26 protein-coding genes are annotated in these 18164 nt (G+C 51.5%); 4 read left to right on the forward strand and 22 right to left on the reverse strand.

Annotated features, from left to right (window positions below; genetic code table 11):
* Positions 1-34: 34 nt before the first annotated feature.
* Positions 35-244, reverse strand: a complete 210-nt coding sequence (locus ACEN2T_RS17250) for a hypothetical protein (RefSeq protein ID WP_442117079.1) — start codon at positions 242-244, stop codon at positions 35-37.
* Between the two features lie 14 nt (positions 245-258).
* Entirely contained in the window at positions 259-528 is a 270-nt protein-coding gene (locus ACEN2T_RS17255) for a hypothetical protein (RefSeq protein ID WP_442117080.1), read from the reverse strand.
* A gap of 1585 nt (positions 529-2113) precedes the next feature.
* Here ACEN2T_RS17255 and ACEN2T_RS17260 point away from each other — a divergent pair.
* The 3 genes from ACEN2T_RS17260 (at position 2114) to ACEN2T_RS17270 (ending at position 3328) form a co-directional block, all read left to right on the forward strand.
* The gene (locus ACEN2T_RS17260) at positions 2114-2335 is read left to right on the forward strand and encodes a hypothetical protein (RefSeq protein ID WP_442117081.1); all 222 of its coding nucleotides are present in this window, start codon (positions 2114-2116) and stop codon (positions 2333-2335) included.
* 224 nt (positions 2336-2559) lie between these two features.
* Positions 2560-2835, forward strand: a complete 276-nt coding sequence (locus ACEN2T_RS17265; RefSeq protein WP_442117082.1) for a hypothetical protein — start codon at positions 2560-2562, stop codon at positions 2833-2835.
* Between the two features lie 247 nt (positions 2836-3082).
* On the forward strand, positions 3083-3328 hold the full coding sequence (locus ACEN2T_RS17270) for a hypothetical protein (protein WP_442117083.1): 246 nt from the start codon (positions 3083-3085) through the stop codon (positions 3326-3328).
* 204 nt (positions 3329-3532) lie between these two features.
* Here the strand turns inward: ACEN2T_RS17270 and ACEN2T_RS17275 are convergent, their stop codons facing one another.
* The 11 genes from ACEN2T_RS17275 to ACEN2T_RS17325 all read right to left on the reverse strand — a co-directional run bounded on the left by ACEN2T_RS17275 (position 3533) and on the right by ACEN2T_RS17325 (position 12956).
* A complete protein-coding gene (locus tag ACEN2T_RS17275; RefSeq protein ID WP_442117084.1) occupies positions 3533-4774 on the reverse strand; it encodes a hypothetical protein in 1242 nt (413 codons plus the stop codon).
* Between the two features lie 186 nt (positions 4775-4960).
* Positions 4961-5935 (reverse strand): tyrosine-type recombinase/integrase, encoded by a 975-nt coding sequence (locus ACEN2T_RS17280; protein ID WP_442117085.1) that lies wholly within the window; start codon positions 5933-5935, stop codon positions 4961-4963.
* Positions 5936-7154: 1219 nt separating this feature from the next.
* Positions 7155-7700, reverse strand: a complete 546-nt coding sequence (locus ACEN2T_RS17285; RefSeq protein WP_442117086.1) for a hypothetical protein — start codon at positions 7698-7700, stop codon at positions 7155-7157.
* Positions 7701-8199: 499 nt separating this feature from the next.
* The gene (locus ACEN2T_RS17290; RefSeq protein ID WP_442117087.1) at positions 8200-8490 is read right to left on the reverse strand and encodes a hypothetical protein; all 291 of its coding nucleotides are present in this window, start codon (positions 8488-8490) and stop codon (positions 8200-8202) included.
* Positions 8491-8677: 187 nt separating this feature from the next.
* Positions 8678-8926 carry a PapB/FocB family fimbrial expression transcriptional regulator gene (locus ACEN2T_RS17295; protein ID WP_442117088.1) on the reverse strand — a complete coding sequence of 83 codons (249 nt, stop codon included), beginning with the start codon at positions 8924-8926 and terminating at the stop codon, positions 8678-8680.
* 249 nt (positions 8927-9175) lie between these two features.
* Complete coding sequence (locus ACEN2T_RS17300; RefSeq protein ID WP_442117089.1) at positions 9176-9499, reverse strand: hypothetical protein; 324 nt, start codon at positions 9497-9499, stop codon at positions 9176-9178.
* 654 nt (positions 9500-10153) lie between these two features.
* Positions 10154-10393: a hypothetical protein gene (locus tag ACEN2T_RS17305; RefSeq protein ID WP_442117090.1), complete on the reverse strand. Its 240-nt coding sequence runs from the start codon at positions 10391-10393 to the stop codon at positions 10154-10156.
* Positions 10394-10450: 57 nt separating this feature from the next.
* Positions 10451-11713, reverse strand: coding sequence for a type II toxin-antitoxin system HipA family toxin (locus ACEN2T_RS17310; protein ID WP_442117091.1), 1263 nt, complete (start codon positions 11711-11713; stop codon positions 10451-10453).
* Positions 11691-12050 carry a helix-turn-helix domain-containing protein gene (locus ACEN2T_RS17315; protein ID WP_442117092.1) on the reverse strand — a complete coding sequence of 120 codons (360 nt, stop codon included), beginning with the start codon at positions 12048-12050 and terminating at the stop codon, positions 11691-11693. The genes ACEN2T_RS17310 and ACEN2T_RS17315 overlap by 23 nt, the downstream gene beginning before the upstream one ends.
* Positions 12051-12186: 136 nt before the next feature.
* On the reverse strand, positions 12187-12390 hold the full coding sequence (locus ACEN2T_RS17320) for a hypothetical protein (protein WP_442117093.1): 204 nt from the start codon (positions 12388-12390) through the stop codon (positions 12187-12189).
* A gap of 29 nt (positions 12391-12419) precedes the next feature.
* Positions 12420-12956: a hypothetical protein gene (locus ACEN2T_RS17325; protein WP_442117094.1), complete on the reverse strand. Its 537-nt coding sequence runs from the start codon at positions 12954-12956 to the stop codon at positions 12420-12422.
* Between the two features lie 236 nt (positions 12957-13192).
* Between ACEN2T_RS17325 and ACEN2T_RS17330 the strand changes: the two genes are divergently transcribed.
* A complete protein-coding gene (locus ACEN2T_RS17330) occupies positions 13193-14545 on the forward strand; it encodes a toprim domain-containing protein (RefSeq protein WP_442117095.1) in 1353 nt (450 codons plus the stop codon).
* 6 nt (positions 14546-14551) lie between these two features.
* On the opposite strand, the gene ACEN2T_RS17335 is transcribed toward ACEN2T_RS17330, so the two are convergent.
* From ACEN2T_RS17335 to ACEN2T_RS17375, 9 genes are all read right to left on the reverse strand, one after another.
* Positions 14552-14764 (reverse strand): hypothetical protein, encoded by a 213-nt coding sequence (locus ACEN2T_RS17335; RefSeq protein ID WP_442117096.1) that lies wholly within the window; start codon positions 14762-14764, stop codon positions 14552-14554.
* Between the two features lie 151 nt (positions 14765-14915).
* Positions 14916-15143 (reverse strand): hypothetical protein, encoded by a 228-nt coding sequence (locus tag ACEN2T_RS17340; RefSeq protein WP_442117097.1) that lies wholly within the window; start codon positions 15141-15143, stop codon positions 14916-14918.
* Positions 15144-15156: 13 nt separating this feature from the next.
* Complete coding sequence (locus ACEN2T_RS17345; RefSeq protein WP_442117098.1) at positions 15157-15411, reverse strand: hypothetical protein; 255 nt, start codon at positions 15409-15411, stop codon at positions 15157-15159.
* Between the two features lie 12 nt (positions 15412-15423).
* On the reverse strand, positions 15424-15642 hold the full coding sequence (locus ACEN2T_RS17350; RefSeq protein WP_442117099.1) for a hypothetical protein: 219 nt from the start codon (positions 15640-15642) through the stop codon (positions 15424-15426).
* Positions 15643-15972: 330 nt separating this feature from the next.
* Complete coding sequence (locus ACEN2T_RS17355) at positions 15973-16131, reverse strand: hypothetical protein (protein ID WP_442117100.1); 159 nt, start codon at positions 16129-16131, stop codon at positions 15973-15975.
* A gap of 19 nt (positions 16132-16150) precedes the next feature.
* Positions 16151-16471 carry a hypothetical protein gene (locus ACEN2T_RS17360; RefSeq protein WP_442117101.1) on the reverse strand — a complete coding sequence of 107 codons (321 nt, stop codon included), beginning with the start codon at positions 16469-16471 and terminating at the stop codon, positions 16151-16153.
* A 415-nt stretch (positions 16472-16886) separates the two neighbouring features.
* Positions 16887-17396 carry a hypothetical protein gene (locus ACEN2T_RS17365; protein WP_442117102.1) on the reverse strand — a complete coding sequence of 170 codons (510 nt, stop codon included), beginning with the start codon at positions 17394-17396 and terminating at the stop codon, positions 16887-16889.
* 67 nt (positions 17397-17463) lie between these two features.
* Entirely contained in the window at positions 17464-17685 is a 222-nt protein-coding gene (locus ACEN2T_RS17370; RefSeq protein ID WP_442117103.1) for a TrfB-related DNA-binding protein, read from the reverse strand.
* Complete coding sequence (locus ACEN2T_RS17375) at positions 17682-18128, reverse strand: hypothetical protein (protein WP_442117104.1); 447 nt, start codon at positions 18126-18128, stop codon at positions 17682-17684. Before ACEN2T_RS17375 ends, ACEN2T_RS17370 begins: the two co-directional genes overlap by 4 nt.
* Positions 18129-18164 lie beyond the last annotated feature (36 nt).

Here is an 18164-nt window from a genome sequence, read left to right on the forward strand (position 1 = left end):
GCCAAGGCTTGTGGTTCTTCTGGCAAGATGCTGCTTATTCCATAACGTGTTCCATTTCGAGCAACAGCACGTCCTCCTCGCTCAAAACACCGAGGTCTTTTAACTCGAAAAGTCTTCCCTCAAGTAGCCCCTCGTTGTAGGCAATTGAGACCTCGTCGCGAGATTGTTTATTGCGCTCGATGAGCGTCCGAATTTCCTGCATTTTCCTGTCACGAATTTCAGCAGCGACGGTATTTGTATCCATTCTTCAGCCCTTTATCATTCTGCTACCGGTGCTACGGCTTGGGATACGTTTGCAGCTTTACTGCCAACTGGGGTTATGCCTATCTGCTGTTCACCCATACAGTCGCGAATGCACAGCAACGCTGATCGCATGAACAAATAACTGTAAACCGCTGCACCAGTGATAGCGCAAACAAAACCCGCCAATGCCGATGTCGAGGGGCTTAAATTGGCGCTGAGGACGCTGAAGCCGAATAAAAAAACTGCAATTGCGAAATTTAGGGATGTCAATGTGATGCGATTCATGGGTTTTCCTTGTTCGATTGGCTTTTTCTTTTGAGAGCTGACGGGAACTGGACGGCTTCAAGTAGTGTTCCTGTTTCAATGAACCAAGCTTAGCTCGGCCAGATATCAGGCGCAGCCCGTGGACTCGATGAGGGTGATGCAATCCAGGTCATTATGTAGTCGTTCGACCGATCACAATAGCTATGCTCAACCCTTGCGTGAGCGACAAAAAGAAATCCATCTCAGAAGCCGAAACTGCAAGGCATTTGGTGGCCGTGAAAGACAAACCACGCGACGCATCATGGCAATGCCAGAGTAAGTCGCTGTTTTCTACAGCGATGCCGTTATCGCCGAACCAGAGCACCGCACTTTTACACGCCTCAGCCTCTCCGAAGGCCTCAACCGGGACGTAGGAATCTGCAACTTGACTCTTCTCGTGCCCGTAGGCGTCGAGAAGCGCACTTGATACCCCGCACAACGTAAAGACCCATGATTATCCTCTAGACAGCCGACGGCTGATCCCTGTTAAGTACAATTGGCTGTAAGATCGCGAAGGCGTTCTGCCGCTGCTATCGCTGACATTGGGAAGGGTCCGCAACCATTGAGGCCAGAAATCTGGACGTCGCTAATAATTGACCGCCCCTCACCGATGAGGGCATCCATGTCGTAATTGACCAAAACTATGGCGCCCATTGTCTCAGCCTTAGAAATGAGGGCTCTCAGCTCTTTACTGCAAGTCGACATGCGCGATTTCCTTTGACGTTTGAATAACGCGGCGAAGCAGACGCCTGATTTGATTTCGCAAGTTTACCGATACGTGTAAACACTTACAAGCAAACTTTATCGTTAACGGTAAACAGGTGCTGGGCAAAATATTTCTATCGAGGCAGCCCAGGTTTGATGACAGCTTTGAGCTGTGTTGCCGGTCGGCCTGAACGTTCGCTTACACGCATCAATGATTCCAGGGTGTGCGACAAGCCAATGCCGGAAAGGCGACTAGCATCAGTGAACTATAACTAAACTTTGAAAGCTGGCAACTAATATAAGCTGGTTGAGTTTTTAATACTATAATATTTATTGCATAAAGTTACTGTTTTGGTTTGACTTATGACTTCCAAATGGTATCGTATTTAAAGAAGGCCTGTTGTTCACATTAAAACGTGTTTTGCCGCTTGGTGCGGTCGGGAGGTTGTATGTAAAAATCCATAACTATAAGAGGAAATGCCATGGACAATAGAAAGTACGCAAGAGCAATAAAAGTTATAGCAATGATAATAGTGATAGTGTGGCCAATCCCGCTGTCGTCCGAAGAAGGACCGCAAACCCAAGCCCCCAGCCTTGCAGGCTGGCGTGTCGGGGCAGAGGAACGGCTGATGTGTCAGCCGGAGGTGACAAGTCAGCGAGGTTAACGGTGAAGAGGCGTAAGCAAAGAGAGCGACTGTAATGGTCGTTTTTTTGTGCCTGCGATATAGTTTAAAGACCAAGCTAGCAATTTGTTGAGACCGGTCATTATTATAGTATTGGGATTTCTCTTGAACCTATTTTTTAAACCTTGTCGGATGCCCGAGGTCTATCGATGTGCACCCAAGTTTAGGAAGGCTGACCAATGAACCCAACCCGGATAACCCCGCTCCTCAAACAGTGGCAATCGTTATATGAAGATCAGGCCAAGTTGCTGAAGGATCCCGAAGGTCATCAGCGGAGGCTGATTGAGTTGGCCAACATGTTGCGCGCCCAGGACATGATCGATGAGAGCGAGCTGGCCGAGCTGCTGGAACAAGCCGACGCGGCTTACGCCTGGGGAATCGAGGAGGGAGGGCAAGCGTGACCCGTAACTGACCATCACTACTGCATGCCGACAACGTCATGATCGAAGCCATTCCAACGCTGCTCGTAGGCGAAAAAAACGGCTACCAATCAAGCTGACGTGTCCTACAGCGAGCGTGCATTTTGATACCCAATGTTTACCAATACCCCCTAGTCCGGTGTCCCAGAACCTCATAGAGTAGATTGACGCAGTGATATTTATCCACTCGGAAAGGTGACTCGTCCATGAACACACCGGAAAACCCGCATCTTGTTGTTAACGCAGGTCGCGTGGTGCTTCCCACCGCCGCGTTGCAAGAGGACTGGCGCATGGCAATGCTCGACATCCAAAATGCCCAGGCTGACAGCGCGCGTGACCGTGCCTTGCACTTTGCCGATGGATGGGCAAACGCCTTGCTCAGCGCCAAGGTGATAACCGAGCCAACCTATGTCGCGTTGATCGCCTGCAATGAAGACACCTATGCGAACGCCAAGGCAGTTCCAGCCAGTGCCCAGCCATGAGCGCAGTCGACTTGAATGGTTCGGTCTTTGAAGCGGCCGGACGGATTGAAAGTTGGACGCGGGATTGGGAACTTGGCGAGCATTTATTGCGCTGCCGGCACTGCGTCGGATTCCAGGCCTTTACGGGCGCCGCCGGCGGCGTTCCATTCAGAGCACACACACCAGAATGCACGAGTCTTAGCCGAGGTGAGCAATACCCCCTGAACTTGTTGCGCACTGTCCTGGATGAATTTGCCTCGGTGACGCCATGACCGGTGCTGAACATTTAGCAGCGCAGTCTCTGACTTCGAGGATCCGTACGCACACCATCACTCACTTGGGCCGTATAGAGCGAAGTGAAAACAAAGCTGGCGTGCTGTTTGCTCTGGAGCGAGCAGAAGGTTTTGTGGAAGGGCTTGAGGTCTCTGGCGCTCTCAATCCAGCGACGATTGAGGCGCTTTATCTCGCGGTCGACGCCATTGCCACTGCGCGCCTGGTGCTAGTGAAGCAGTGATCAGTTAAGCCACCGCTTCGGGCCGTTGGTGTGGCCGGTGGGTGGATGACACAAGGCCTGATTTATCGGTCCGACCGGTGATGTGCAGTGGCGAGCGCTAAAACTGAACAGCGCCAAACATACCCTAACAAACACTAACAAATCACTAACTTACACAGCAAAAAGGGGCCTTAAGGCCCCGTAGGTTTCACGCAAGGGTGGTGGTTACGCCACCGCCTCTTCTGCATTTTGTTGAGCGTCGTCAAGGATACTCAACTGATTTGGGTCACTCGGCGGAACATCCGGAGTGGTATCCATTTGGGCTTTGAGTTCCTTGAGCAATGCCAAGTCGTCAGCAGTCACCTCAATGAAGAATTTATCGTCAATCACCTTCACGGAGTCGATCCGATGGCTAAGCCCGTTGAAGGAACGAGTCATGTTGGCCACAACCTGCTTGGTGAGCTTCGGCGCAACTCCCGCAACGCGCTGAATGTTTTTCTTCGTAACCTGTACCTTGCGAGGCGGCTTTGGATCCACCACTGGTTGCTCCACTGCACCGGCGCCCTGAGGCTCAACGCTTTGTACTATTGGCGCTGTAGCTCCTTCTTGCGCGGCGCCTGTAGGGTCCAGTAGATCACCCGTCAGTAAAGCTGCAATGCCGGCGACATTCTCTTTGTTCTCGGCGTCCGCCATTTCCTGGCGCATTGCCTCGGCAGCTTGATTGACCAGCGCGACGGAGTCACTACCGTATTGCTTGTACAGCTCAAGAGCCAACGTTGGTTTGATGGTGCCGTCGGTGATCAGCTTTTTCAAAGCGATTGGGAATTCCAGCATCGAAAGGTACAAACGAACATGCTCGCCGGTCCGATCAAATTTTTTCCCAATATCCGCATCCGTGAAACCCCAGTTGCGGTATTTCGCGTAATGCGTTGCGCGCTCCAACGGTTTCAGCTTCTGACCATCCTGGGAAATCAGCACCAGGTCGGCTTGAGCAATTTCGTCACCTTTAACTTCGATAATTGGGACCTTCCCAATTACCGCGCCCTCGGAAACAGCCAGAGCAATCGAACGCAGGCGGCAGTGACCATCACGGATATAAGGTGTCCCGTTGCGGATAACTACCCACAGATGAGGAAAAACATCGCCACGCTTGTAGCCGTCAGCCATCTTGCGAATGTGAGCGATGGTGTCAGGGTCATTGTAATCACGAGGGTTGAAGCCTTCCTCTTCCTCAATGACGTCCCAGCGCATGGACCACCCGTCGACACGAGTAACATCATCGTCGGTGTACGCCTTATAGGCGCTTACGGTATTGATGACGTTCGCCGGTTTTTTCGGAGCGACCGAATCTGCCAACTTGGACGGTTTCGACGACGGCGCCGCACCAGCAGGCTTCGCCTGTGCCTTGGAAGCTGGCTTTGCTGCGGTTTTACCTTTACCTGCTGCTGGCTTAGTGCTGGCGGCCATGTTCACATCCTCACTGTAAATTGGTTGATTGCCTCTGTTGGAGCTGATTCTAGAGAAATCCCGGGACTCAATCAATAGCTGGGTTAAATATTTATTTATTATTTCACGAGCCACCACCTAAACCCAAATGAATTGGGGCTTTTAGCGCGTATTTGACATATTTCTAGACGATAAAAACAGTTGAAATCATGAAATTTGAGACATGAAATGGGCGCGAACCTCATCACTATCGGTCATATCGTAGCGCTGGGTAGTAGTGATGCTCGAATGCCCCAAAGCGATCCTGGCAAACGAAATCCCTTTAGCTCTGATCAGGTTCGTCGCTACAGTCCGGCGCGCATCATGCGGCTTAATCACTGGTACCCCAGCCAAAATTGAACGCTTCTCCAGGGCCACGTATAGCCCGTTTGGCTTCATGTCGGCCAGGGCGCGGCCGCCATTGCTTACACGCCTCAACACTGGTCCAGTCGTTTGATTCTGAGATGCAAGGACCGCCAGCCATTCGCGAAGCGGCTTTATAGCCCAGCCTGCAAGGTACTTTTCGACGTAGCGGCCACCTTTAACGGTAACCCGAAATGAGCCGCGCGCGAGGTCAAGGTTTTCAATTGTAACGTTGACCGCCTCCGCGCGACGAATACCTGACCCGAAGAGGAGGGCGATCATTGCCTGGTCCCGAGCGGCCAAGGTCTTGCGGTCATCATTCACGCAGCTCGCGATAAGCTCCCGCCGGCTACCGTCCTCAACATACTGGCCGCGCCCAACTTCGTTGACACCACCCTTCGTTTTCACCTCATCGAGCAGCAAGTAATCAAGGTGTGATATGAGCCCGTGAGTAAAGCATGAGCGTAACAATCCTCGCACCGCGTAGACATGCAGCTTTACGGTCGAGTCAGCCATGTCAGCGGACCAGCGACGAACCAGCTCCTGCAACACTGGAGCGTCGACCTGATTCCACGGCACCTCTGCAAGGTCGTAGTCGTAAAAGCCCAAGTCACTTGCAGCTCTGGCCAAGGCATAGCGGATCGTCACCCAGCTTGAATCCATCAGTCGCGACTGATAGGCCAGTAGTGCCTGAGCGACCGTGTAGGATCTTTTTGGCCCGTCACCAGGTACTACATTCAAAGCAAGTGAAGTGGGCGAGACAGCAATGACATTGTTCATAGCAAAAACCTTTGTTGCCTGCGCGATATCTGGTCAAAGCAAAAGCCTAGATAGAAGTACTCACCTTATTAATACCGGCACAATAAGGCGATATAAATATCCTAGCCTAAGTCCCCTAAAAGCAATAGATAAAGTTTTACTTATTTTCGTGATCACCAAAGCGGACTGCACTTATAACATTTGGTGACTTAACAATTCCTCAGCCAGAGGAGGGTGTTCATAATCCTTTACAGCTCAATCAAGAAAGAGGAGGGAAGGGCGGAAGGGTGGGAAACACCAGCATTCATTGGCTCATTCCGTAGTTAATGTCTTATTTAAGAACGTTTCACCTACAGATAATTTATCAATTACAGCAACTAACGCTAAATAAGCGTCGCAAGGGCAGGGCGTGCACCCTTAGACTAACCCCCAATATAAACGAAGCATAAATTGTTAATGCCGATGTAAATACTGCACAGAGTAGGTACTCGACCTGGCACTAAAACATCATCAGATTCTCGGGCACTTAACTATTGATTAGCATCTCAGCAAGAGCGATAAACCCATGATGATTTTCAACTTAATGGAAATTCTTATATAACTAACTCCAACAATCTGTTCGTTCTAAACCTGGCGTATCCACTACCACGGCCTGATTTTCGCTGACTCCAACCAATTTCGGATGCCGGACAACACACAAATCTGGCGTTCGACGCGGGTCAGTTGAGTGCGGACTGTACAATCCAAACTGGCGACGCTACGTGAAATCCTGTGCATACACCCCCTGCAAATCCTCCAGATTTCACACAGGAGCGCGAATAACAGATAAACCCTTACTAATCAGTAACTTATGTAATTTCGCCGAGCGCTGTCACCCCCGAGCACCGTGCGGAGCACGCACACACGCTGAAATGGAGCAGGGTCATGCCTAGAAAATGGATCGTACAGACCAAAACCGTGGTGGGCTCCTGGCACCAGATAAAAACACGGTATATCGATACTATACCTGGCTAATCAGAGTTACTCATCAAAAGGTGCATTTCTGTGAGTAACTTTTTTGGCCGCTTTCAAAGAGCCCTATGGGTCGGGGAATTATTTTATAAATCAATGCGTTGTAAGATCGCTGCACCCTATTTCAATTTAGGGGCAAAACTTGAGCCCGTGGCAGGCATTTGGATTGCGGTGGACACCCAGATTACCCGATCCTATATCCACCGCTTTGACTGATTCACAGTTAAGGCTATTTTTGCTGCTCCGGCAAGGTGAGCGATGCGCTATTCGTCGGAAGCTCTTGGCCAGATCGGGGGCTTTGCCAGGCTGTAGGAATTACCACCTGGCTTGCTTTGCGGCTCGATTTTTCCGCTGCCCAGAACGGCTCATCGACAACGACCTTCTTCAATGCTTCAGCTGAATCACAACTGACAACCTGTAGGGACCATTGGCAGATAGACCTCGTTTGTCTACGGAGGGTTTCCGGCGAAAGTTTAAGGGCACATTGGTGCTCACCAGCTTGCGTCAACACATCAGCAACCACGAGGCCCTTCAGTTCTTTTTTTGCGGAAACCACTTGCACAAGGACGTCCTCCGCATTACCTCCATAAGTCTCGGTCATGAAACTGACGGATGCCTGAACGGCGGATCCGCAAATGTCCTGTTCTTGGGCATGAACAGTTCCAGCTACAGACATAAGCGTTGCCAGGATCGGTGCGCCGAGCAACCGAGTCAGCTTCGCTCCAGTGACAAAGCCCCGAGGGCTCTGGGCTGAAGTCTTGTGTTTGCCAAACATATATTTCCTTTATTTGTGGCGGGGCAAGACACTGCCCTGAAAATGGTTCGTGAGGGTACGGCAAACGCAAAGAGCAACACGGATATTCTGATCTTTTCGTTGCATACGTTTGCTGCTCATGTGTTGGTTCCTGCTTTCCCCTGCCCCTCGGCAAAGCCGACACTGTGGACTGCGCCGAGGGTGAAAACTTGGTGGTAGCGCTGTTAAGCCTTCATCAGCATGAATGTCTGCCTCTCTATTTTGTGAGGCCTCTCGACTCATTCTCCTTCAGCTGATCGATCTGGTGACGGATTTCATTTGCCCGCCGGCGGAGGCTTTCGCCTCGTTCTTCAAACCTCCGATCTTGCGCTTGGCTCCCATCTTCACGTTGGGCACCCTGCTCTTCCCAACTGTCTAGCTCAACGTTAGCCAATTTCAATTTTCGTTCCAGCTCTTCCTTTGCCGTACTACTCATCTTGCACCTCCAAAATTTATAAAATGTCGCCAGGTTTCCTGCGAGCTAACCTTCGGCTTCGAGCGCCGCCATTGTAGAAAGGCAGCGATAGCAATTAACTTGGACCAGATCGAACTCTTGCGGGCTACCGTCTGTTTCAAAAGGAACGACAATGCGTCCACAAGCCGTGAACGAACCGTTACCCTCGGTGTAGTGCCATTTCGTCCAGACAGGTTCACTGAAACGATTCTGTCTTCGCGCCCATCTCACAGCTCGACCAGCTGGTTCACCGAGCACAACGTTCCAATTTTCTTCACTGCAAAGCCTTCGAATGACTTGTGGACTGGTATCGCTCATCACTTGGTCATCCTCCAGTGGCGGGTCCAGGGCCAATTGATATGCCTACCCACACCAAAAAGGTCAATCCGGTAATCAGCAATAGGTACAGTGCAATATGCATCTTCATGGTAGCTCGCCGCGTATAGGGGCAGATCACTAGGAGTGTTGAGGAGTAGCCCCCCATTTACGGTGGATGAATCTAGCTTCAACGATAAAACTTGGCGATTTCACGGACTTCCAAGCTGAGCCTGTTTAGGTCGGACACCTTCCTCGACAGCGTGGTGTTACTGATGCCAAATTCTGCGCAAGCAACACTTTGTTTCGTCCCTAAGACGAAGTGACTATTCAAAGCAGAAATTACTGATTCTGCTGTGATTTTCGTGAGCCCGATGAGCCGGCGAAGGTGCTCTGGATCTACTTGGCCAGGGACAAGCTCGCGCGTTCCTGCTGCCATATACAACTCCCCTTCAATTTCTGATATTTACCGTTATCGGTAACGGTCTCATGCTTCTGTTAGGTCACTCAATACAGCCTGAAATGCTCGCCTCACTACATCCTTGCTACCGCCAGTGCCGGTGGTCGGTATCCGGTCACGAGCCGTTCTCCTGCTTATTTTCAGCGGAGTCCTGAGACAAGATGTCTGCTTTTTTCCAGTCCTGGCCAGCTCTCCAGCATGCGTATGTAGGGGTAAGCGTTTTCCTGCTTATTCGGACGGGGGTGGGATGACCTGGAACGCCTTGCCCTTGCTCCAGGCGCAAGCCCCTTTTATCAACGTCAGTATCTGCCCATCGGTCATGCTGGCCGACAGAGCGAGAACTCCAAGACCCTCTGCAAAGCTCTGTTCCAGAACCGCCTTGAGGTCGATTTCTTCGTCGGCTTCCACGGTCACCGCAACTATGGTTCTGGCGCAGCAAGGGCACTGGTCACCGTTACAGACGGGGGCGGAAATTATCGAACTGTCCGCGAAGCAACGGTATTGGAGCACTCCGTTGGCAATAAAAAATTCGCCATGGCAATTGTGGTTCATACGATAATTCCTTTGACATAGGAGCTTTAGTCTCGCTTCGTGAGCGACGTTTCATTAACCCTGGATTGAATGAACTCCAGTTGTACCGCCTCAAGCAACTAGCTATAGGCAATATTGCCTATGCAGGCAAATAGGCAAGATTGCCTACTCGTAATTAATCCCCAATACAGCCCTGAACAGCGCTAAACCCAAAATTGCTCCGCGTGGCAGATATTTGAGGGATTGCGGTTCTATATGCCCGCGTTTAATTTACCGTTAACGGTAAATCACTGCAACTGAAAAATTACATTTACCTGTAAATACTCCTAATGCCCGAAGTCTAACAAAACCTCTGAGTGGATTTTCACAGGCACAAAAAAACCGCCTTAGGGGGGCGGTTCTTTGTGCATGGATTGCGAAGCGCTACTCATGCATCTCACGGGAGCTGTCGACGGCCGAACTGTGTCGCAAGGGGCTCACACTGTAAACAGAAAATCTGCGCAGCCAGACCCTTAAAAACAGTTAGCAGATAACGCAATTACATTGCAGATTCAAAGGGCAGCACTCGAACGAAGTATTGTTGTGGCACAAGAATAAATTGTGTGGCACATCAATTATTCAGGTGCCACATCAATTATTTAGGTGCCACACAAATTGGCCTATTAGCGTGAAACTTTATTCATTGCTGCCTGTATCCAAGGCAGCCAGGCGCGCCGTCTGTGCCTCATCAATTCTCAAGGCGATCACGTCGCTCTCTTTTCTTCCAAGTGCGATCTGCTTGTCGATCAATCCGAACGTGATGAATCCATGCGCTCGGTTGTGAAGTACTTCGACTGATACCGGGGTGAGTGACGTTCCAATTTGGTCGATCAGGTTGTCGATTTCTTTCAGCAACTGTTTCTTGGTGAGGCTCATTTCAGTTTTTCTCCATGGCTCCTGGTGGAGCACAATCCGGTTTCTGCTCGACCCAGATCACCCCAAGCGCGGTCCACTGCTGGATGAGTTACGTGGCCTTGTGACCAGATCCGATTCAAACCTCGTGCAAACCTTGGCAAGCATGTTGATATCAGTTCCGCTACAGCCTGCCGCTTCAAAATAGCCGGCAGCCTTTCGCACTACTGCGTATACATCAGTGACGATTGATTTTGCTTCATCCACTCCCAATCCAAAGCGCTCAGGGGTACTTAGCAAATTGCTGATTGACGATACTCTGCCCTCATTGCCGATGATGAGAGCCTGCATCCCGAGTTGGGTCGGATGGGGCAATACGTCAAAAACTGGCGCCAGGCAGTATCCTGCATCGCTTGTCAACAGGAGACCCGTTTGCTTTAGGTGGTCGTCGGAATTTCCGATGAGCACGTTGAAAACCATGCGCGTATAAAGCTCACGCATATCGTAAGTCGCATCATCACTGACCTTCTTCAGCACGTCAGCGATCTTTGAATAGGAGACTGCACCATCCACTGCGCCTACTCGCATTCTGGGCTTCTCAGCGCTTACCAGCGAGTTACAGCTGACGTAGTGCTCCCTACCAGCCCCTTCATGACGGTCAAACCGTTCGACCATAAGAACCGGTTTCCCCGCGACCTCCACCAACTTATGCCCAGCTGCTGGCAGGCCGGCCGCTTTAGCCATTTGGAGACTCGCAAATTCAGCGCGCGGCTGATCGAATACGTCGTCACTACGGCCTAGTTTAGCAATCCACTCTTTACCCTCATGGGCTACGGTTACCTTCGGCCTGGCGCCGCCCATTGAACTCCCGAACTCAAAAAGCCGTGCGATCTCTGGTGGTAGGTCGACATCGCCTTTCTCGACTTGATCAAGACCCACCATGATTTTTTCAAGGTCTTCAAATTGTGGAGGCTGATGAAGGCTTGGCAACTGATGTCGCGAAGCGCTGAAAAGAAGACAGCCCACGCCGGCGCCGCGCGAGGCAAGTAACCATTCGATGTCGTTTTGTGGATGCTGCTTGTGTGTGGCCAACAGTACGCGTCGTCCCCAATTATCTGGGGTGGCATCGTCTAGCGCCCCAAACATCCGCGTAGACGAGTACTGGTTGCTGGTCAGCGGCAGATTCAGTGGGTCAATCGCAAATGCGTTAGGGCGTGCGAGCCAGCTGTTCGCATAGCGAAAAACGTAGCCACTTCCGTGCATGGCCACCTCCCCCACGGGAACGGGATCCCCGACTGAGTGAGCCGAAAACACAAACGCATTACCAATTGGCTTCCAAGACATTAGGTTCTCCTTCAATGCGAACTCGCTCAGGATCACGGGCGAGGCTCAATGTAATTCCAACCTGGTCAAGTTCTGGCGCTGCAATGCTCGCCATCCCCTCCTCCAGGTCCAGGGCGCTAAGAACGTTCATCAGCACGCCGAGTGATACTCCAGGTTCTCCCTGCCGCAACCGTTGATATGTTTGCCTTGTGATCCCCGCGCGACTGCATATCGTTGAAATTTTTAGCCGGCGTCGCTTGCGAGCTGTCTCAACACCGTCGCCGATCCCTTTGAGCAATTCATCGGACCGGTCTGATATGTACCCTTTGTGAGGGTTTGGCTTGGTTGGCTCCTGCATGATATATCACCCACTAATAGCGTTTAAGCAATCTATATCATCCGTTCACTTAAGGCGAGCGCAAAAAAACCGGCTAAGCGCCGGTTCTTTAAAATTTGTGTTTCCGAGTGCGATCTATAAAAAATCCGGCTCCTAACTACGCCTGCGCACGTTTTTTGCCGGCGAGCGGGCCGACTGGCTCTGCCGTCTCTTTTTTCGAAAATAGGGATTCAAGCAGAAATATATCGGTGGAAGTGACCCTTCGCACCTTCCGCACAAGCTGCAACTTGAGGCCACGACGATCCAGGGTGGCTTTATGCTTCCCGTCTTTCCCGCGTAATGTTGCCTTTAGTTTGCTCATATTTTGATCACCTCACAGCCATCGTAGCCTTAATTGACAGCCATCTCAAGCTGGCCGCCATTGAAATCAAAACCCAGATCCATATAGTGCGGAATTGCTCCTTCCCAAGGGTCATCGATCACAATTACATTGGCATCGAGGAGCTTTGCGAATTGGTTTACAGCCAAGAGCATCAGCGTGGTCACCTGCCCTTTGAGGGGATGCTCTGCGTCGGGATTACCTTCAAGCAGTTTAATCCGCACCAGTGTCTTCCCTTCGCTCGCAGTGGCGAAGCACAGTCCGCAAAGTTGATTGCCAAACCAGAGTGAAACATCCAAGCATTTGGGGTCCCGCTTGAGTGCATCAGGTGAATCCCACCAGTCAAAATGAGGCTCAGCTCGCCACATCTCTAGAGCCTCAAGCGCTGCCTTGTTTATGCTATCGAATCGAACCCTGGAATAATCAGTCAACCCTTCAAAGCCACCATCAATGAACTGTCGGTGCATCTGTTGCACCAAGCGATCCGCATTCGCGCGCGCGACGGTTGCTAAGGCTCTCCAGCGATCTTGTACGTATGAACGTCTCATACCCCTCCCTACGCCTATGATGTTCCGCCCTGGCCGAAAGATAACACCACCAGATCAGCGACGCATGGGGCGCGGCAATCCGTTAAGATTACGTGTTATTGTACCTTGCTTGCGCACATACATATCCACAACCCCTGTGCATAAACCTGTGACTAAAACCGGGACATCCACACACGGCAAGCTTCGTGGATTATGATCAAAAAACGATCAGCGCCTGAAAATTGGAGGGAGCCTACGTGGCACAAGTAAATGAACCCGACGAACGCAGCTCTCTGCATACAGCTATGCAGGTTGCCCGGATCTATTTTCAGAACCACCTGAAGCTTGATGATGTGGCTAAAGCATACGTGCAGCGTAGGGAGCTGACGGCTCAATCCCTTTACAAATTTCAAATCGGTTACGCTCCAGATTCCTTCCGTGGGCTTTGCGATCACTTCCATCTCCACACAGTTCGACTTGCGGCGAAAGAGGCCAGCCTCCTTACCACAATGGGCGACAGCAAACGCTTAATGGATTTTTTCCGTGGGCGACTCATGTTCCCAATCAAGGGTATGGACGGTGATCTGCTGGGGTATGCAGGTCGTCTGATCGTCGACAAAGAAAACACACCGAAGTACATCAACACCGCAGAAACGGCGCTCTTCAAAAAGGGGGAGATGCTGTACGGCATGTACGAAAACCAGCATGCAATCAAGCTCGCCAAAGAAGCGATGCTTGTTGAGGGATACATCGACGTCATCACGATGGCAGCAAACGAGTTCCCAATTGGCTTGGCCCCAATGGGAACTGCACTGACCGCCATGCAGTTGAAACTGATCCTCAACAGCGGCGTAAAAAAGCTCACCGTTTGCCTGGATGGTGACGCGGCCGGCCAGAGAGCTGCTGACAGGACGATTGGCGTGGTGATGGACCAATACCATCCTGGACTTGAAGTTGTTGTCGCTTTGCTACCCGACGGCCACGACCCCGACTCGATGATCCGCGAACTTGGAGTTGAGGCATTTCGATCTGCAAAAGGAAGTGCTATTCCGCTGGATGAGTACATCCATAAGATTTGCTCAAAAGGCCATAAACCACAGCCTGGCCTTGAGGATCGAGCTGAATATAACTTGAAAATCAGCAAATACATGGAGCGCGCTGGTGGGGTGCTGTACACAAAGCTTTTCAATCACGCGAAGCAATACTCGGGGTTATCGTTCACCGATTTGGGTAAGTTGCTCCCCAACCCCGAATCGACGACCAAAGTTAATTGGGATCCCAACACCGCCCTCGCCGCTCGCTGGCTCGTGCACGATCTGCCGCTTCAAAAGCGAATCGCAACTCAGATCGCGGCTATTGAAATGAAGACTCTGGGTCTAGATGACCTCACGACGCTTGCCAAGCAATATCTTGAAAGCGCGGAACCCTCTGGCAAGCTTTATCAGTTTGCGCAGGCGCATGGCCCTCTGATTCCCTCAGAGGTCGCCGAGCTTCGCAGCAACTGGAAAGGATGGATGAAGCAGGCAGCCCTTCAGGAGAACATTCAACGCATCGCTGAAAACCCCTACAACGAAGCAGCGAAAAACGCTATTCGAATGTCCCTCAGTTAGCAACTGTTAAGATTCACTGTAATCAGTATTCAGAGCATAGGAAATTGCAAAGGCGCCGGCGCCAGACCCTCCTATCCACATCATCAAAAGTGACAACGCATCAATCCAGCCCTCGTGATTGTTATTGAAAAAGGCGTTACCCGCGTCAACCAATCCGCCAGCAATAAATAACAGACCACACAGACCAGCCAATTTGCAGAGCAGGATCTGATTCTGCATGTGTACCTTTTTTTCTATGTTGCTGTTTTCTGCGTTTCGCATAAATAGCCATCTATCCATTCAATTTTTCGGGAATGCGTTATCGAATCCTCGACCTATTGACGCTCTTCGTATGGTGGATTGACGCTCGAACAAAAACCTCCATGATTTTCTATTCGCTTTTGTGATTTATAGCTTTCCAGCCTTGAATGCCCCCAATCACATAGCCCACAGGCATCACCAGCAAATACTGCTGGGCGCTAAAGCCGTAGTGAATGAAGATGAAACCGGAAGCCATCCCAAGCGGAAAGCCGTACAAAGCCACATACTTTAAGAATCGCAGTCCGGTTTCTTTGCTCTCGGTTATCTTGTCCAGAACCTTAATAACTTTGGTGAGCATGGTGGCGTTTCCGTTAATTGGTTTGGTCGACTACAGGGGTGGGTACGCACACTACAAAAACACCCAATAGTGCACCTCCCATTGCTGCAAATGACACGGACGTTGTACCCAGCATGACGAAGTCGAGCCGTCCGCCAGTTGGAGTAGGGATAGTGCCGAGGTGAGGGAAAAAATTCAGGGCGTAGCAGGCGCCCACGAACAACAATGCCCCCCAGAGTGCCGCCAGAAGCAGTGTGGATTTTTTGGGTTTTGGAAAAACAAATTTCATGATATTTCCTATCTATTCGCCTGTATGCGTGATTACCACGCCAAGCACTTTTCGAAAGAACCCAAACAAGCCGTTAGAGCGAACAATTTTGACAGAATGAATTTTCCTTTGGCGGTTGTAAATTCCAAGGACAGCCTGACGAAACTCTTCGCCCATCTCCTCCTGGCCATCAAATTTGACCCACGTTGTTTCTTTGTCATCTTGGGTCAGAGTCTTTTCCGAGGTGTTCATGGCTTTCCTACCGTTCCGACCTATTTAGCAAAAGTCTAAGCCACCAGCACAATGCAACAGGACCAATCCACACCGCCAAACCGACGATGAGGGGGCTTTCAGGGCGCTCGCCGGGCCCATAGACGTAGCCTGCGTAGACCAACACGGTCCAGAGGATAAACACCCAAATCCAGATAGCTTTCGACTGCACTTTTGCCATGCTCACGTTTCTCCAAATGCGGACGCTATAACCGCGCCTCTCCTACGGGCTTAGCCCGCACGGCGGCGGGCTTGAGGGTTTAGCGTTTTCGGTGGTGGCTGTGAGGGCTCACTTGAGCCCGTAGTTGCGCTTCAATTCAACGATGCGAGTGCACGCTGCTGGTGGGCCTGGGCCGTGCCCTGATCGGCCCCAATCGCGCCGTAGGCGACTGCTGCGGCGTACTGTTCGTCCTGCTTCACCAGGCCTACCAGCTCCTGGAGTTGTGCCCGCATTTCCTCGTAGATGGCCATCGTCTTTTCCCCGAACAATTCAGTCTTGCCAGCCCGCGAAATATCCAGGTTCTGTACGGGCTTCCAAACGCTGTTGGAGCGTTTCTTTGGACTCCCCCCACGGCTGAGCCAGATACTTGGCTTCTACCGGCTCCACTTCTTGGATGCAGTACGCCGGTACTGGCTTTGTAATCGCGTTCGCCAGTGCGAGCGCATGAGCCTTGTCAGTTGCTGCAAAAATGTCCTCGGGGCCGACAGTGAAGGCTTTCAGCGGCAACACGGTTCTGACGTTGCCGGTGATTTTCACCGGCTCTCCTTCTGCGTAAACCGCGTACGGCTCGGGGATATTCGTGCTGGTCATATCTTGTGTCTCCCTGCTAAATCCTGGGCGCGATTATCGGGCCTCTCTACTGCCGCTACCCCACGTTTGACGGCGGGGCTTGGGTGCAGCTGAGCGACGTTTTCCCACCTGTTTTGCCTATCGTATTCGACTGTGGAGCGCCTGCCACTTAATGACCTGGCGGAAGACTGTCCGAATCGCAACGATCAAAGCCTGCTAAAAGAACGCCGAAGATCCAGCCCAAAACGACAGCGGCAATAAGACCGCCGAAGACTGGTGGGCCGCTCACAGGCTCCAACCCCAGTACTTTCAAATGGGCCATGGCAATCCGCGCCGCGACCATAAGCACTACCAGTTGAATGACTCCGAAAACTACATGCTTCCGGTGTCGTAACCGGAAAATTCGCAATCCCATAACAAGCAGGATCAGTTCAACTTAGTGCAGAACCTTAGCCGCACTCTCATCAGCCTGAGCATCCAAAGGATGATGCCGGACATGCTGACTGATTCCTGCCATACCAACTTTCATGATTACATCCGGCGAAATCGGTTGGCGAGAGTCGCCCTTCGCGCCAGCCACCTTCAGAGCTGTACAACCCTGCGCGGTTCGCCAGTCGACAACAACCAGGTGGATGCTGGCCACCGAATCCAACTTAGGCATCAGGCTCCATGCGGCCGTGCTCCGCGCATAGATGATGAGTCCAGAAATAAGCGTGTCCACCTCTTTTTGCGTGAGGCATTGCTCGCTCAGCTTGTCGAACATTCCAATTATTGTCGCGACACCGGCCGCCAGCTGATCGCCCTTGAGAGCTGGATCATTCACCTGGTTGATCACGGAAATCGGCAATTGCCACTGCACACGTGCGCCCACATCAGGATTAAATGAGTAAATCCAGACGTTGGACATGCCGTCTTGCTGTTGAGGGTCGGTGGATTGTTTTGACATACGCGAACTCGGAATGCTTAGTGGGTTGATAGGTGATGAAGTGCGATTATAGGAGCCGCTGGAGCCCTCACAGCTGCCCCTCATATGCTCCGCGAATAAGCTTATCAGCAGCGGTATAACGCTTCACGGCAGCGCTCACTGAGGGTGCGGCCAAGCCAAGTTCTCGTGCAGCAGCGACCTGGGACACACCTTCAATCAGAACTTGGCGTGCTGCCCTATTAGCCTTGCTTGTCGGGCTCCCACGCATCAGCTTCACCAAGGCGTCAAACTGCTCGCCTGTCATTTTCATTGCGCGGTTACTCCACAGTGTTTCGCCAGTGTCTTGATTGCCAACAGAAGGGCCCTACGAATCGGCTCGACAAAATCTGATGGCAGCTGCGCCGACCATCCAACTTTAAAATTCACCCTCGACGCCGAGGGCCTGCGCGACATCACGGTGAGAAGCCCCTCATCGGTAATCACGATCTCGCCTGGCTCGCATTCGTTATCCGAAAATTCGTAGCTGGGTGTGTAGTTCGCTAGGTCGCCTGGTTGCTTGTCAGAATGTTCTGCGTCGATGTACACGGATACCCGTTGGGTATCTATATGCGGCCTAATTCGAATGCGATATTGCCGACCGGCGCCACTTGATCCCTGATCCATCACCACGAACAGAGGGCCATGCCCTTCGTCTGATTCGTGAAGCGACACCGCATCGTTCTTGAAATGTTCGATCCATTTGGACTCAGACATGACGTTTCTCCGATTGGGCGGAGATCCCCACCCAGG

It is taken from the genome of Pseudomonas sp. W22_MBD1_FP4 (genome assembly GCF_052113765.1).
Lineage (GTDB): Bacteria > Pseudomonadota > Gammaproteobacteria > Pseudomonadales > Pseudomonadaceae > Aquipseudomonas > Aquipseudomonas sivasensis.

Bases quoted from the DNA above. Each gene is read 5' to 3' on its own strand.
- ACEN2T_RS17250 (WP_442117079.1), bottom strand. From the start codon at position 244: ATGGATACAAATACCGTCGCTGCTGAAATTCGTGACAGGAAAATGCAG.
- ACEN2T_RS17255 (WP_442117080.1), bottom strand. From the start codon at position 528: ATGAATCGCATCACATTGACATCCCTAAATTTCGCAATTGCAGTTTTT.
- ACEN2T_RS17260 (WP_442117081.1), top strand. From the start codon at position 2,114: ATGAACCCAACCCGGATAACCCCGCTCCTCAAACAGTGGCAATCGTTA.
- ACEN2T_RS17265 (WP_442117082.1), top strand. From the start codon at position 2,560: ATGAACACACCGGAAAACCCGCATCTTGTTGTTAACGCAGGTCGCGTG.
- ACEN2T_RS17270 (WP_442117083.1), top strand. From the start codon at position 3,083: ATGACCGGTGCTGAACATTTAGCAGCGCAGTCTCTGACTTCGAGGATC.
- ACEN2T_RS17275 (WP_442117084.1), bottom strand. From the start codon at position 4,774: ATGGCCGCCAGCACTAAGCCAGCAGCAGGTAAAGGTAAAACCGCAGCA.
- ACEN2T_RS17280 (WP_442117085.1), bottom strand. From the start codon at position 5,935: ATGAACAATGTCATTGCTGTCTCGCCCACTTCACTTGCTTTGAATGTA.
- ACEN2T_RS17285 (WP_442117086.1), bottom strand. From the start codon at position 7,700: ATGTTTGGCAAACACAAGACTTCAGCCCAGAGCCCTCGGGGCTTTGTC.
- ACEN2T_RS17290 (WP_442117087.1), bottom strand. From the start codon at position 8,490: ATGAGCGATACCAGTCCACAAGTCATTCGAAGGCTTTGCAGTGAAGAA.
- ACEN2T_RS17295 (WP_442117088.1), bottom strand. From the start codon at position 8,926: ATGGCAGCAGGAACGCGCGAGCTTGTCCCTGGCCAAGTAGATCCAGAG.
- ACEN2T_RS17300 (WP_442117089.1), bottom strand. From the start codon at position 9,499: ATGAACCACAATTGCCATGGCGAATTTTTTATTGCCAACGGAGTGCTC.
- ACEN2T_RS17305 (WP_442117090.1), bottom strand. From the start codon at position 10,393: ATGAGCCTCACCAAGAAACAGTTGCTGAAAGAAATCGACAACCTGATC.
- ACEN2T_RS17310 (WP_442117091.1), bottom strand. From the start codon at position 11,713: ATGTCTTGGAAGCCAATTGGTAATGCGTTTGTGTTTTCGGCTCACTCA.
- ACEN2T_RS17315 (WP_442117092.1), bottom strand. From the start codon at position 12,050: ATGCAGGAGCCAACCAAGCCAAACCCTCACAAAGGGTACATATCAGAC.
- ACEN2T_RS17320 (WP_442117093.1), bottom strand. From the start codon at position 12,390: ATGAGCAAACTAAAGGCAACATTACGCGGGAAAGACGGGAAGCATAAA.
- ACEN2T_RS17325 (WP_442117094.1), bottom strand. From the start codon at position 12,956: ATGAGACGTTCATACGTACAAGATCGCTGGAGAGCCTTAGCAACCGTC.
- ACEN2T_RS17335 (WP_442117096.1), bottom strand. From the start codon at position 14,764: ATGCAGAATCAGATCCTGCTCTGCAAATTGGCTGGTCTGTGTGGTCTG.
- ACEN2T_RS17340 (WP_442117097.1), bottom strand. From the start codon at position 15,143: ATGCTCACCAAAGTTATTAAGGTTCTGGACAAGATAACCGAGAGCAAA.
- ACEN2T_RS17345 (WP_442117098.1), bottom strand. From the start codon at position 15,411: ATGAAATTTGTTTTTCCAAAACCCAAAAAATCCACACTGCTTCTGGCG.
- ACEN2T_RS17350 (WP_442117099.1), bottom strand. From the start codon at position 15,642: ATGAACACCTCGGAAAAGACTCTGACCCAAGATGACAAAGAAACAACG.
- ACEN2T_RS17355 (WP_442117100.1), bottom strand. From the start codon at position 16,131: ATGGCCATCTACGAGGAAATGCGGGCACAACTCCAGGAGCTGGTAGGC.
- ACEN2T_RS17360 (WP_442117101.1), bottom strand. From the start codon at position 16,471: ATGACCAGCACGAATATCCCCGAGCCGTACGCGGTTTACGCAGAAGGA.
- ACEN2T_RS17365 (WP_442117102.1), bottom strand. From the start codon at position 17,396: ATGTCAAAACAATCCACCGACCCTCAACAGCAAGACGGCATGTCCAAC.
- ACEN2T_RS17370 (WP_442117103.1), bottom strand. From the start codon at position 17,685: ATGAAAATGACAGGCGAGCAGTTTGACGCCTTGGTGAAGCTGATGCGT.
- ACEN2T_RS17375 (WP_442117104.1), bottom strand. From the start codon at position 18,128: ATGTCTGAGTCCAAATGGATCGAACATTTCAAGAACGATGCGGTGTCG.